The sequence below is a fragment of the Exiguobacterium sp. s133 genome (assembly GCF_018618595.1).
Taxonomy (GTDB): domain Bacteria; phylum Bacillota; class Bacilli; order Exiguobacteriales; family Exiguobacteriaceae; genus Exiguobacterium_A; species Exiguobacterium_A oxidotolerans.
This window is the reverse complement of record NZ_JACSMK010000002.1, coordinates 223,209-235,625: the sequence shown is the minus strand read 5'-3', so window position 1 is coordinate 235,625 and position 12,417 is coordinate 223,209. Positions and strand designations below refer to the sequence as shown.

At 48.6% G+C, this 12,417-nt stretch carries 14 protein-coding genes; 11 read left to right on the top strand and 3 right to left on the bottom strand.

Going from position 1 to position 12,417, the window contains the following annotated elements; genetic code table 11:
- The first annotated feature begins 22 nt into the window (after positions 1 to 22).
- Positions 23 to 1,144: a DUF418 domain-containing protein gene (locus tag KNP96_RS03785; protein ID WP_088837804.1), complete on the top strand. Its 1,122-nt coding sequence runs from the start codon at positions 23 to 25 to the stop codon at positions 1,142 to 1,144.
- 54 nt (positions 1,145 to 1,198) lie between these two features.
- Entirely contained in the window at positions 1,199 to 2,365 is a 1,167-nt protein-coding gene (gene chrA, locus KNP96_RS03780) for a chromate efflux transporter (RefSeq protein ID WP_214768862.1), read from the top strand.
- A 202-nt stretch (positions 2,366 to 2,567) separates the two neighbouring features.
- Here the strand turns inward: chrA and KNP96_RS03775 are convergent, their stop codons facing one another.
- The 3 genes from KNP96_RS03775 to KNP96_RS03765 all read right to left on the bottom strand — a co-directional run bounded on the left by KNP96_RS03775 (position 2,568) and on the right by KNP96_RS03765 (position 4,745).
- Positions 2,568 to 3,008 carry a GNAT family N-acetyltransferase gene (locus KNP96_RS03775; RefSeq protein ID WP_088837802.1) on the bottom strand — a complete coding sequence of 147 codons (441 nt, stop codon included), beginning with the start codon at positions 3,006 to 3,008 and terminating at the stop codon, positions 2,568 to 2,570.
- Positions 2,983 to 4,020 (bottom strand): LCP family protein, encoded by a 1,038-nt coding sequence (locus KNP96_RS03770; RefSeq protein WP_214768860.1) that lies wholly within the window; start codon positions 4,018 to 4,020, stop codon positions 2,983 to 2,985. The genes KNP96_RS03775 and KNP96_RS03770 overlap by 26 nt, the downstream gene beginning before the upstream one ends.
- Before the next feature lie 86 nt (positions 4,021 to 4,106).
- Positions 4,107 to 4,745: a YigZ family protein gene (locus tag KNP96_RS03765; RefSeq protein WP_214768858.1), complete on the bottom strand. Its 639-nt coding sequence runs from the start codon at positions 4,743 to 4,745 to the stop codon at positions 4,107 to 4,109.
- An 88-nt stretch (positions 4,746 to 4,833) separates the two neighbouring features.
- Here KNP96_RS03765 and KNP96_RS03760 point away from each other — a divergent pair, with 88 nt between their 5' ends.
- The 9 genes from KNP96_RS03760 (at position 4,834) to flgK (ending at position 12,412) form a co-directional block, all read left to right on the top strand.
- Entirely contained in the window at positions 4,834 to 6,006 is a 1,173-nt protein-coding gene (locus KNP96_RS03760; RefSeq protein ID WP_088837799.1) for a sensor histidine kinase, read from the top strand.
- On the top strand, positions 6,003 to 6,698 hold the full coding sequence (locus KNP96_RS03755) for a response regulator (protein ID WP_088837798.1): 696 nt from the start codon (positions 6,003 to 6,005) through the stop codon (positions 6,696 to 6,698). Before KNP96_RS03760 ends, KNP96_RS03755 begins: the two co-directional genes overlap by 4 nt.
- A gap of 134 nt (positions 6,699 to 6,832) precedes the next feature.
- Positions 6,833 to 7,678 (top strand): DegV family protein, encoded by an 846-nt coding sequence (locus tag KNP96_RS03750; protein ID WP_214766794.1) that lies wholly within the window; start codon positions 6,833 to 6,835, stop codon positions 7,676 to 7,678.
- A gap of 140 nt (positions 7,679 to 7,818) precedes the next feature.
- A complete protein-coding gene (locus KNP96_RS03745; protein WP_214768857.1) occupies positions 7,819 to 9,033 on the top strand; it encodes a helicase-related protein in 1,215 nt (404 codons plus the stop codon).
- Positions 9,034 to 9,305: 272 nt separating this feature from the next.
- Positions 9,306 to 9,668 carry a ComF family protein gene (locus tag KNP96_RS16665; RefSeq protein ID WP_353048309.1) on the top strand — a complete coding sequence of 121 codons (363 nt, stop codon included), beginning with the start codon at positions 9,306 to 9,308 and terminating at the stop codon, positions 9,666 to 9,668.
- A 261-nt stretch (positions 9,669 to 9,929) separates the two neighbouring features.
- Positions 9,930 to 10,091, top strand: a complete 162-nt coding sequence (locus KNP96_RS03735; protein WP_159173375.1) for a hypothetical protein — start codon at positions 9,930 to 9,932, stop codon at positions 10,089 to 10,091.
- Between the two features lie 36 nt (positions 10,092 to 10,127).
- A complete protein-coding gene (flgM, locus tag KNP96_RS03730; protein ID WP_088837793.1) occupies positions 10,128 to 10,376 on the top strand; it encodes a flagellar biosynthesis anti-sigma factor FlgM in 249 nt (82 codons plus the stop codon).
- 89 nt (positions 10,377 to 10,465) lie between these two features.
- The gene (locus KNP96_RS03725; protein ID WP_088837792.1) at positions 10,466 to 10,873 is read left to right on the top strand and encodes a flagellar protein FlgN; all 408 of its coding nucleotides are present in this window, start codon (positions 10,466 to 10,468) and stop codon (positions 10,871 to 10,873) included.
- A gap of 12 nt (positions 10,874 to 10,885) precedes the next feature.
- Positions 10,886 to 12,412 (top strand): flagellar hook-associated protein FlgK, encoded by a 1,527-nt coding sequence (gene flgK / locus KNP96_RS03720; protein ID WP_214768855.1) that lies wholly within the window; start codon positions 10,886 to 10,888, stop codon positions 12,410 to 12,412.
- Positions 12,413 to 12,417: the final 5 nt, after the last annotated feature.

Sequence of the window (12,417 nt, the reverse complement as noted above, 5' to 3'; positions counted from 1 at the left end):
ATTGACGATTAAGGAGACTATTATGAATCCGATAGCGGAAAAAGAACGGATTATTTATTTGGATGTCCTCCGTGGTTTTGCACTGTGTGGGATTTTGCTCGTCAACATGCCGAGTTTTCTCGGGGAACGGTTCGTGTCCGATATGGGACAAGTCGACCGATTGCTCCGGCTTTTCTTTGATTTGTTCATTCAAACGAAGTTTTATACGTTGTTCAGCGCGTTGTTTGGTGCTGGCTTTATCCTCTTCATCGACCGGCTCCGTCAAAAAAAGCGTTCGCTGTGGATTTTTGTTCGCCGTTTGACGATTTTATTTGCGATCGGTCTCATTCATTTATTGTTTTGGGAAGGTGACATTCTCCAAACGTATGCGTTTTGCGGATTCCTTTTGTTGCTCTTCGTCAAAACACGACCGCTGACCAAACTCTTCATCGGTCTTGCCCTCCAACTGTATACGGTCTCTCTCTATCTTTCAATTTATCTCTTTGCTCAATCAGAAGGCGATCGTTCCATCATTGAACCGGACGGTCGATTGACCGATCTTGTTGCCGAACGTGATCTCGGAGGTTATTTCATTTATCATGCGACCGTCCAATTGCCGGATGCACTCGGAAATACGTTGATGCTTTGGCCGGAAATTTTATCTCTCTTTTTAATCGGCGCCTATTTGATGGAACGCTTTTCAGTGCGGCCACCGACAACACGATTACTCATCGTAGGGTTCCTCGTAAGCTTGATTTTGTCACTCCCTGCACTAACGCAAATTATTCGCGTTCACCAAGGGCAGGTTGCAGATGGACTAATCAATTACTTTTTCGTCTGGTTGTCCGGACGAACGCTCGCCATTACTTATGCGACAGCCATCGCCTTGGTTGTTCGGGCCGGCCTGCGAATGGAAGGGTTCCGCTTGCTCGGACGGATGGCGCTAACGAATTATTTGACGCACACACTCGTTTTTACAGTCCTTGTTTTCTTATCCGGGACATACGGCACGATTCCGCTGTGGCAAGGGACGTTAGGAGCTCTCATCTTATTAGCCTGCCAAACGTTTTTCTCGCGTTGGTATTTGCGACACCATCACCAAGGGCCAATCGAAGCATTGTGGAGAAAGGGGACATACGGAAAACAAAAGTCGACTGAACTGTAAGCTGTCACAAAAAATTTACAAACGTTTCGTATACTAGGTGTTGGAGGTGGAGAAATGAGTAGATGGATAGAAATCTTCATCGTCTCTTTGAAGCTCGGCTTGACATCGTTCGGAGGTCCTGTCGCGCATCTCGGATACTTTTATGAAGAATACGTCAAACGAAGGAAGTGGATTGACGAGAAAGGCTACGCCGATCTTGTGGCACTTTGCCAGTTTCTTCCCGGTCCGGCATCGAGTCAAGTCGGGATGGGAATCGGGTTGATTCGTGGTGGCGTCGTCGGTGCAATCATTTCCTTTATCGGGTTTACATTACCGTCGAGTCTGTTATTGATCATGTTCGCACTGCTTGCGACAACTTACGATTTGACCGATGCGGGATTCATTCACGGTCTGAAACTCGTCGCGGTGGCGATTGTTGCCGATGCTGTACTCGGAATGGGGATGAAGCTTGCTGTTGGACCGAAGCGGTTAGCGTTGATGTTGCTTGCGCTTGCAGGTGTCTTAATCTTCGATCATCCGCTTGCGCAAGTCGGTGTCTTACTACTGGCGGCATTGTTCGGATTACTCTTGTTTAAAGTTGAACCACAATCTGGTCAGCCGTTAGCCGTTCACGTATCACGCGTGTGGAGCATCAGTGCGCTCATACTCTTTTTCGGTTTGTTAGTCGCGACACCGATTTTAGCAACGGTAGCGACGGGAAACGTGCAGCTCGCGAGCATCATGTACAATGCCGGTGCACTCGTGTTTGGGGGCGGTCACGTCGTCTTACCGTTTCTCAACCAGGCACTCGTACCAGGATTTATGGACGGAACGAACTTTCTGGCGGGGTATGCCGCGGCCCAAGCCGTTCCCGGTCCACTCTTTACATTTGCGACCTACCTCGGGACGGTCATTTCAGGTGTGTCGGGTGGTCTGCTCGCGACATTGGCGATTTTTTTACCCGGTTTTCTGCTCGTGATTGGCGTCGTCCCGTTTTGGGATCGCGTCCGGATGAACAAACAAGTCGGACGGATGTTGATCGGCGTCAATGCAGCAGTCGTTGGTTTGTTGTTAGCCGCCCTATATGACCCCATCTTTACATCGAGCGTCGAGACGGGTCTCGATTTCTTCGTCGCCTTCGGGCTCTTTTGTTTACTTCGTTTTTATAACCAGTCGCCGTTACGCATCGTTTTACTTGGAGCAGTGATTGGAATGGTGTTAAGCGGAATCGGTCTTACTTAAAAAAGGCAATCTACAGACGCTTTAGAGCGCGTGATCGCTTTGTACAAAAAGTGCGGGCTTTCACGAGACTTGGATAGGTTTCAAGACGGCATGAGCGAAAAGTACGGAAATAGAAATGGCCGATGATTCCATAAAAGAGAGAATCATCGGCCATTTGATTGTTGTCGGAAACGTACGACATAAGGATTGATTTTACTCTGACTTATGAGTCAGCTCCATTGTTTCCAGTCTTACGCTTGAGGTGGACGAGGGCGATGTCTTGCCGGACGGTCGTCGCGTCTTCGATGAAACCGAATTGATGATAAAGCGCAATCGCCGGCGCGTTCAATTTTGCCGTTGAGACGAACTGCAGATCCTCTGCTGCAAGCGCATGGTGCAGTAAACGAGAGGCGACACCTTGCCGGAAAAAATCGGGTGCGACGAGCAGACGTGTAATCGTCCGATCGGAATACGTCAGGCAACCGATGAGTCCGGATTCGGACGTCAAGACGTAACCGAGCGGAGCTTCTTGCGTCAATTCAGCCGATGTTTGGCGCAAAGGTGGAAAATCGGTCGTACCGATTAACTCCGCCTCTATTTGATAAGCACGTTTTTGTAATGCGAACAACGCCTCAAAGTCAGTTTGCTTCAGTCGACGTATCATCTTTTGTCCCTGAATCGTCAGCCGATGCCTCACTTGCCTGGTTCGTCGGCAGAGCGAGTTGTTCTTTTAACATGTTTTTTGCTTCTTGGAGCGACTCTTCATCCAGCTTGTAGTAATAGCCGCCGTTGATTCGGGCATCCGATCCTTCTAAGTCGATCCGGTTGACGGTCGCGAGTGACTTGACGAACGGCTGCAGCTGGAATGCTTCCGTTAACGACATGTTTGTTTGGAAGTTATCGCCGGTCGCTTGCATCAATTGATTCAACTTTGTGATTGAACCGAGCGAAGTCGATTCATCGATGATGGCTTGTAAAATTTGTTGTTGGCGTTTTGTACGGCCGATGTCACCTTCGGGATCTTCGTAGCGCATCCGGGCATAGGCGAGTGCTTCTTCACCGGTTAATGTCTGAACGCCGGGATCGAGCTTGACGCCGCTCTGTTGATCAGATGAATCGAGTGTGTCGATCGGCAACTTGACGTCGACGTCGACTCCGCCAATTGCATCGACAATCGCGACGACACCATTAAAGTTGATTGAGCCATAATAGTCGATTGGGATATCGAGCAAGTTCTCGACCGTCTCAATCGTTGAATCGATTCCTCCGAACGCATACGAGTGATTAATTTTATCTTCGTAGCCGACAGACGGAATCATGACGAGGGAATCCCGGGGGATACTCAACATGCTGACTTTCTTTTCCGCTTTGTTGAAGGTGGCGACAATCATCGTGTCTGATCGTGAAGCAGTGTCACCAGGGCGTTCGTCCGTCCCGACGAGCAGGACGGAGAAATGATCTTTCGTCAAATCGACGGCCGCTGGACGTTTTTCTGATTTTTCACCACGGGATAATTTTACTTCTGTTTTGTTGGCTGTTTGAAAGGTTTTATATGCGACGTAGGCGAACGTAGCGCCACCTGTGACTAAGACGATGAGAAATACGGTGACGAAAATCTTAAACCAAGAGCGTTTTGATTTTCGGTTATTAGAACGAGATCGTGTAGAATCCTCCACTGTTCATTGCCCCTAACTTTACTGAATAATTAAAAAACTTTTAAATTCTTTACAAACAGTATAGCAGGTCGAGACAGAATGTCACGTCAGGTCACATCGTGCTCGATGTAGCGAGAACCATTTTCGTGTATCTTCGCTTGCCCATTCGTCAAGTTCGTCATCCACTCGATGAATGGGGCGACATCGTCTGAATTGACGAGGACGTCGATTTGAACATGATCGAGGTAATGGATTTGGTCGATGAGGTGACGCGTCGCCCGGAGTTCATTTTCTAATTTTCCGAGCCATGTGTAATCGACCGTCACTTCAAGGAGGTCGTGGGAAACGCGTTCGATGACGCCGATTGTATTCAATCCTTCTGAGACACTTGTGCCGTAAGCACGGATTAAACCACCGCCACCGAGCTTGATTCCTCCGAAGTAGCGGGTGACGACGACAACCGTATTCCGGAGATTACGTTTTTTCAACACTTCGAGCATCGGAACGCCGGCCGTTCCACTCGGTTCACCATCATCATTCGCTTTTTGAATGTCATTTCGTTCACCGATGACGTACGCTGAACAATTGTGATTGGCGTCATGGTGTTGCTTTTTAATCGCCGCGATGAAGCCCTGTGCTTCTTGCTCAGAGGTAGCGCGTGCTAAATATGTAATAAATCGTGACTTTTGTATAATGATTTCATGGAAACCATTTTCTTTTACTGTATAATAATTAAATAATGACATAATCAAAAATGTCCTCCTCGTTAACTAGTTCTTTCTAGCATAACGACGAATCGGGAGAGAGACAACCACGGGGACTGGAGGGAGTAGCATGACGAATGAGATGAGGGAGCGGCTGTCCTTGAATGATATCGTACAGAACATCATTGGTGTCGTAGAAGAAAGTCGGGAAGAAATCGTTCGAATTACAGAAGATTCAAGAGAACAATACGCAGAAATCCAACAGGAGTTACGGGATTTGAAGACGCGTGTTCATGACTATATTAAAGAAGCCGAACGACTGGAACGACTGATCAAGGATTCAAAAGCACGACTCGTCGTCGTCAGCAAGAACTTCGATCATTACTCCGAACAAGACGTCAGAAGCGCCTACGAAACGGCGAATGCCCTTCAACTCGAGTCGTTCATCAACCAACGGGATGAAATGAACTGCCGAAAGCGGCGGGATGAACTCGAGCGTCGCTTAGTCCACCTTGATGAGACGATTGAGCGAGCCGATATGCTGATCAGTCGCGTCTCGGTTGTCCTGAATTTTTTGACGGACGATATGCAGGTCATGAATGAAAAGTATGAAAAGGCGATGCAAAAACAAGAGATGGGTTTAAAAGTATTTCAGTCGGCTGAGAATGAGCGACGGCGCTTATCTCGAGACATGCACGATGGACCAGCACAAACGCTTGCTCACGTTTTGATTCGTGCAGATTTGATTGAAAAGATTCACCAGCATAACGGAGCAGAAGCAGCCTTTGAAGAAATACATCGCCTCCGGATCTTGATTCGTGACGGGCTCGCGGATATTCGCCGGATCATTTATGATTTACGTCCGATGACACTCGATGATCTTGGATTTGTTCCGACACTCGAGCGTTATCTTCGTCATATGCAGGAAATTTCGAACATTCCGATTCATTTTAATTATCTTGGCGGTGGGGAGCGGATTGAGTCGACGTATGAAGTCGCTGTCTTCCGAATTGTTCAAGAAGCCGTCCAAAATGCAGTTAAGCATTCCAAAGCGAGTGACATTCGTATTATCATAGAACAGTATCAACATTCTGTCCGTATTCATGTGAAGGACAATGGGATCGGGTTTGACTTTGATGAAATTTTTGCTTCGTGCGATGAGTCGTTTGGACTTGTTGGCATGCGTGAGCGAATTGAATTGATTGATGGTTCGTTTGAAATCGAAACGAAACCAGATAAAGGGACGGTCATCAAGGTAGGGATTCCGATCGAAGAATCCGAAGCGAGAGGGGAAACACAGTGAATAACGAGCAAGTAAAAGTAGTCATCATCGACGATCATCAGTTATTCCGGGAAGGCGTCAAACGGATTCTTGATTTTGAAGAAGAATTCATCGTTGTCGCAGAAGGGGCGAGCGGAGCGGAAGTGATTCCACTCGTCGAAGCCCATCAACCGGATATCGTCTTAATGGATATTAATATGCCGCAAGTCAATGGTGTTGAAGCGACAAAACGTCTCATGGAGGTCCATCCGGATGTCCGCGTCATCATTTTGTCGATTCATGACGATGAAACGTACGTCATGCACGCGTTAGGCGCAGGAGCGGTTGGTTATCTTCTGAAAGAAATGGCGACGGATGAACTCGTGAATGCGATTCGTTCCGTCTATCGCGAAGGGGGATACGTCCACCCGAAAGTCACACCAAACCTTTTGCAAGAGTACCGTCGTTTGATGAAGATGAAACAAACGATGTCTTCCCAACCGATTGAAAAACGTGTCGCGGAAGCGCCGTTACACGTCTTGACGCGTCGTGAGTGCGAAGTACTGCAGTTGCTTGCTGACGGTTTCTCGAACCGGGCGATTAGTGATACGCTCTATATCAGTGAGAAAACAGTCAAAAATCATGTTTCCTCAATTTTGCGGAAAATGAATGTACCCGACCGGACAGGTGCTGTCGTCGAAGCAATCCGACGCGGCTGGGTCGTCGTCGTATAATAAAAAGACGGTTGCCAAAGCGGCGCCGTCTTTGTTTTTGTATCGAAACGAACTATGATACACTTAATAACGATTGTGACGTGTCAGAAAATTACAAGTCACGACGGAACTCTTAAAAGCGAGGAAATTCACGGATGAGCCAGATTGTGATTTTAACGGATAGTACAGCCTATCTGTCAACTACCTATTGTGAAGAAAATAATGTTCATGTCGCACCGCTCAGCGTCATTTTTGATGGTGATGCATATCGTGAAGGGTTCGATATCTCAGTCCCTGAGTTTTATGCGAAGATTCAAACGGGAAGTCTGCCAACGACTTCGCAGCCGAACATCGGTGACATCACGGATGCCTTTGAACGACTACCGGCGGGAACGGATATCATCGGAATTACGTTATCAAGCGGGATTAGTGGAACGTATCAAGCTTTACATACCATTAATATGATGGTTGATCACGTTCAAGTGCACCCGGTCGACTCACGAATTTCATGTATGCCGCAAGCATTCTTAGTGAAGGAGGCTGTCCGGATGCGTGATGCCGGGGCGACGGCAACAGAAATCGTCGCACGTCTTGAAGATCTTAAAGGGATGATTCGTGCGTATTTCGTCGTTGATGATTTAGAGCATTTACAACGGGGCGGACGTCTCAGTATGACGCAAGCCGTCGTTGGTTCTTTCTTAAAGATTAAACCGGTTCTTCATTTCGTCGATGGGAAAATCGTTCCGTTCGAAAAGATTCGGACGTTCAAACGGGCGGTTAAACGGATTGAAGAGATGATGGAAGATACGATTCATAATGAGGGTGCAGGATATGTCATCGGTGTCATCCATGCCGAAGACGATGCCAAAGCACGTGCTGAAATCGAAGTACTCGAGCAACGGTTCCCGAAAGCGCAAATTGAAATGAGCGTGTTCGGTCCGGTTATCGGGACACACCTTGGTCCTGGTGCGATCGGGATCACGTGGTACAAAGCGGATTAATGAAACAAGTGTTGCACCGAGAAAGAACATCACTTCAATGGGATGTTCTTTCTTTTTTGACTCGTCTTTACACTGCCGGCAGGAAGCGCACGCAAGACTGACGAAAGGAGGGGGAGTCTCATCAAGAAAGGGAGTGAGTCATGGATATTCGAGGACGCCTGATTCCGAGCGATCAAGTAAAGGTTTCGCTTGGTTCGAATGAACGTCGGTACCCTGCTGTGACATGGCGGTGTCAACGATGCGGGGGACTGCCGACACGCGGACCATGTACATGCGGGAAACGCTGTTACTATTGTCGGCACTGCCTCATCTTCGGTAAATTAAGAACGTGTGATACGCTCGTCACGGATGCCCGTCCGCTTGACTCCGTCCTGCCGAGTCGGCACGAGCCGCTCGCATTAACACCCGACCAACAACGGATTGCGACGGCGATTGAACGAACGATTGAGCAACAAGGACGTTTGCTCGTCCACGCTGTCTGCGGTGCCGGAAAAACACCGATGCTGTTTCCCGGCATCGAGACGGCACTGCGTCTGAAGAAACGTGTCCTCATCACGACGCCACGGGCGGATGTCGTCCGAGAATTAACGTTACACGTCAAACGTGCTTTTTTGGACGCGCGAATCGTCTCGTTGTTCGGCGGCTCGGAGGAACGTCTTCAGCTCGGAGATATTACGATCAGTACGACCCATCAATTGATTCATTACCGTGCTTGCTTTGACGTCGTCTTCATCGATGAGGTCGATGCCTTTCCCTATAGTACGGACCGGACGCTACATCGCTACGTCAAACGGGTGATGTGCCGCGCGGCATCACTCATCCTTCTCAGTGCAACCCCTTCCTTTAGGAACAAACGCCTGCCGACCGTCCGCCTGATGCGGCGGTATCACGGCTTCCCGTTACCCGTTCCGCAACTCCACTTTTCCTATACACCAGCCCATTTGATTGAATGGCTTCACAGTCACGCAGACAAACCACGACTCGTCTTTGTGCCGACCGTTGCCGTACTCGCGTTATGGCAGGAGCGACTCGAACAAGCGGGATTAACGGCTGAAACGGTCCACGCGGCAGATCCTGACCGGATCGTTAAGGTCGAACGCTTTCGGACGACAGCAACGATTTTATTGACGACGACGATTTTAGAACGTGGCGTCACCTTTTCGAATGTCCAAGTCGCGGTCGTCGATGCAGACGTGTCGTTTACGGCAGCGGCATTGATTCAAATCAGTGGACGTGTCGGGCGAGATGTCGATTTCCCGAGTGGGGACGTCATCTTTTTCGCAAATGATCGATCGAATGCGTTATACGAAGCAATCGCTGATATTCAGCGTGCGAACCGGGAGGGTTTCCGATGAATTGTCTGCTTTGCCAACAATTTTTTTTACCGAGCTGGTCATTGTCGAACGTATGGACTAGGCAAACGGTATGTCGAACCTGTAAAATAAAGTTTGTAAAAAGAGGGGAATGCACGGATTGTGGAAAACCGGGTCTCACCCTTTGCAGCGATTGTCAGCAGTGGCGGCGACTCGGTTATGATTTGAAGACGGACCCATTATTTTTATATGAGGCAACCGCAAAGGATTTTTTGAAGCGCTATAAGTTTTTAGGGGATACGGCGCTGTTGGACGTGTTTAAAGAAGAGCTGAAGAAGGTAAAAGTGAAACAGGATTTCATTGTGCCGATTCCGCTCAGTCGAGAGCGACTGAGCGAACGGCGTTTCAATCAGGCGGAAGGCATCGCCCGGATGATGCGTGGAAAGGTCACATTGTGTTTGGCACGTTCAGATGGTCCGGCGCAAAGTCGCAAGGCGAGGCGAGAGCGCCTGTCTCGGGCCAATCCGTATGAAGTGATCACTTCCGTCGAGGGGAAAACGATTTTACTCGTCGATGATGTGTATACGACGGGAACGACCTTGCATCAAGCGGCTTTGCGACTACATGAAGCAGGTGCAAAAGAAATTTCTGCCGTAACTTTATTTCGAAGTGTTTAAGAATTCTTCATTTCTGCCGATATTCATAATGAGGTGAAGGAAATGGATGTATTAAACTGCAAATCTTGCGGGAAATTATTTATTCGTCAATCTTCTGACCTGTGCATCGATTGCATTAGGAAAGATCATACTGATTTTGAGAAGGTGCGTGAGTTCCTGCGAGAACGGCGGAAAATCCGAACCTCACCTATTGATGTTGAGCAAGCGGTCGGGGTCAAACGAGAAACAGTCCTCCGGTACATTAGGGATGGGCGTTTACTGATGTCAGAAATCACACAGATGGAAATCACGTGTGAGAGTTGCGGGAAACCTTCCCGTGACGGTACGATCTGTGCCGATTGTCGTGAGAAATTACGACGCGACCTCGCCCAAGCGATGCTAGATTCTTCTGCCCCTTCGAAACCGAGAACGTATCGAACATGAATTAAGAATCTTGTAATCTAGAAAGCAGGTGTTCACATGCGAATTGATTCTACGAAATGGGTGAATATGCCTAAAGCGTACGAAAGAAATCAAGCAGTAGAAGGAACAGAAGCAAAACGTACGAATCGGCCGGATGAAGTGACGATCTCGAGTGAAGCGCGTGCGCGTTTCAATGAGACACCAACATCACGGACCGAAAAAATCGAATCCCTTCGTCAAGCCATTCAGGATGGAACCTATAAACCAGACGCGAAAAAAATCGCGGAGCGTTTTTTGAACTTGTAAGAGGGACAACTATGACAGTAGAGGCGACTCGGGGCACGGATGCGCGGGTCGCTTTTTATATGAAGAGCAAACTGTGAGGAGGCAATCGGATGGAAATCCTTGAACAACTCGTAAGTGAGCACGATGCTTTATTGGATCTTGCAAAAGAAAAAAAGACAATTTTGATTCAAAATGATATGAAGCGACTCTCACAAATCGTCAAAGAAGAACCGGTACATCTGAAACGGATTGAACAGCTCGAACAACAACGGCTTGAACGGATGGGACAGGTGACGATGACCGAGTGGTTACAAGATCACCCGGAGGATGTCGCTTCATTACGCCGCTTGTTACAGACGATCGGTCAGCTCAAACGACTGAACGACCTGAACGCTGAATTACTCGAACAATCGCTTCATTATCTCGATTGGCACTTACAATTGCTGATCCCGGAAGCCGATGATTTTACATATGGTCAGTCCGCACTCGACCGCACACACTTTAACCGGAATGCTTAAGGAGGTAGACGAATGGCATCAACTTTTATGGGGCTTGAGACAGGACGTCGGGCACTGACGACGAACCAATGGGCGCTCCAATCGACAGGAAACAACATTGCGAACGCCGGAACGGCTGGTTTTTCACGTCAGCGCTTAATCATGGCGACGACAGAGCAACTCTCGATGTCGATCGGAACGGGCAAGATGGGGCAAATCGGCACAGGGGTCAAAGGGGAATTGCTTGAACGGGTGCGTGACGTGATGCTCGATAAACAGTATCGCGACGAAGCGACGAAGACATCGTACTATGGTACGAAAGAAGCGGCATTCGGCCGAATGGAAGACATCATCAATGAACCGTCGGATACCGGTCTATCAAAAGCTTTTGATGGATTTTGGGAGTCGCTCCAAACACTGTCGACGAATCCGCAAGATTCCGGGGCGCGCAGTGTCGTCCGTCAAAAAGCAGAAACCTTGACGCAAACGTTCAACTACATGGCGAAGGCGCTTAATCAAGTGCAAGGCGACCTGAAAAGCGAAATCGACGTCTCGACGAAAAAAGTCAACGATTTGTTCAAAAAAATTCACAATATCAATGCGGAAATCCATACGGTTGAGCCGCTCGGCGTCTTACCGAATGCGCTATATGATGAGCGGGACCGTTACTTTGATGAGCTCGCTGAATATGTCGACTTTGAAAAAGTCTCCGTCGACAGCGATGCGATCCAGCAAGGGCAACTCGGAAATACCGTCAAAACGGCAGAAGGACGAATCGATGTCCGGATTAAACTACCGAACGGCGATAAGTTGCTTGCAGTCGACTCGGATTTACCGAAGGCCGGGACACTCACGTTCACGACCGATGCGAACGGACTCTATACAGGGTTTAAAACAGATTCACAAACGATTTCATTTGACACAGCGGGCGGCTTCTCATCAGGACGGCTAATCGGTCTGATTGAGATGTATGGTCATGTCGAGAATGGTCAAGCAACGGGCGAATACGTCAACATGCAAGGGCACCTCGATGAGATGGCAGCAACATTTGCCGAAGCCTTCAACACAGCCCACGCAGGGAATCTTAAAAAAGACGGGACGAATGGGACAAACGAATTTTTCGGTTCATCCAACGGTCCGATCACAGCGAAGACGATCGCACTAGGAAGCGAAATCAAGAGGAGTCTCGATAACATCGCGACGTCGACGGATGGAAACATCGGGGACAGCGCCGGTGCCTTGAAGCTCGCCAACATGAAGACGGCAAGCATTCGTTTCGACCAGTCGGATACGACAACGACAATCGGTTCCTTTTATCAAAACGTCATCGGTGACATGGCGGTCGCGACCGACCAAGTCGCGCGACTCGGGCAAAGCTCGGCCGTCTTGATGGAAAGCGCGGAACAGCGCCGTATGTCAGTCTCGGCTGTCTCAATCGATGAAGAGATGACGATGATGATTCAGTACCAACATGCTTACAACGCGGCAGCGCGTAATATCACGACGGTTGATGAGATGCTCGATAAGATCATCAACGGTATGGGAATCGTAGGACGGTGATGACT

Excerpts from the sequence above, each read along its gene's own strand:
- KNP96_RS03785 (WP_088837804.1), top strand. The coding sequence starts at position 23 with ATGAATCCGATAGCGGAAAAAGAACGGATTATTTATTTGGATGTCCTC.
- chrA (WP_214768862.1), top strand. The coding sequence starts at position 1,199 with ATGAGTAGATGGATAGAAATCTTCATCGTCTCTTTGAAGCTCGGCTTG.
- KNP96_RS03775 (WP_088837802.1), bottom strand. The coding sequence starts at position 3,008 with ATGATACGTCGACTGAAGCAAACTGACTTTGAGGCGTTGTTCGCATTA.
- KNP96_RS03765 (WP_214768858.1), bottom strand. The coding sequence starts at position 4,745 with ATGTCATTATTTAATTATTATACAGTAAAAGAAAATGGTTTCCATGAA.
- KNP96_RS03760 (WP_088837799.1), top strand. The coding sequence starts at position 4,834 with ATGACGAATGAGATGAGGGAGCGGCTGTCCTTGAATGATATCGTACAG.
- KNP96_RS03750 (WP_214766794.1), top strand. The coding sequence starts at position 6,833 with ATGAGCCAGATTGTGATTTTAACGGATAGTACAGCCTATCTGTCAACT.
- KNP96_RS03745 (WP_214768857.1), top strand. The coding sequence starts at position 7,819 with ATGGATATTCGAGGACGCCTGATTCCGAGCGATCAAGTAAAGGTTTCG.
- KNP96_RS03735 (WP_159173375.1), top strand. The coding sequence starts at position 9,930 with ATGTCAGAAATCACACAGATGGAAATCACGTGTGAGAGTTGCGGGAAA.
- flgM (WP_088837793.1), top strand. The coding sequence starts at position 10,128 with ATGCGAATTGATTCTACGAAATGGGTGAATATGCCTAAAGCGTACGAA.
- KNP96_RS03725 (WP_088837792.1), top strand. The coding sequence starts at position 10,466 with ATGGAAATCCTTGAACAACTCGTAAGTGAGCACGATGCTTTATTGGAT.
- flgK (WP_214768855.1), top strand. The coding sequence starts at position 10,886 with ATGGCATCAACTTTTATGGGGCTTGAGACAGGACGTCGGGCACTGACG.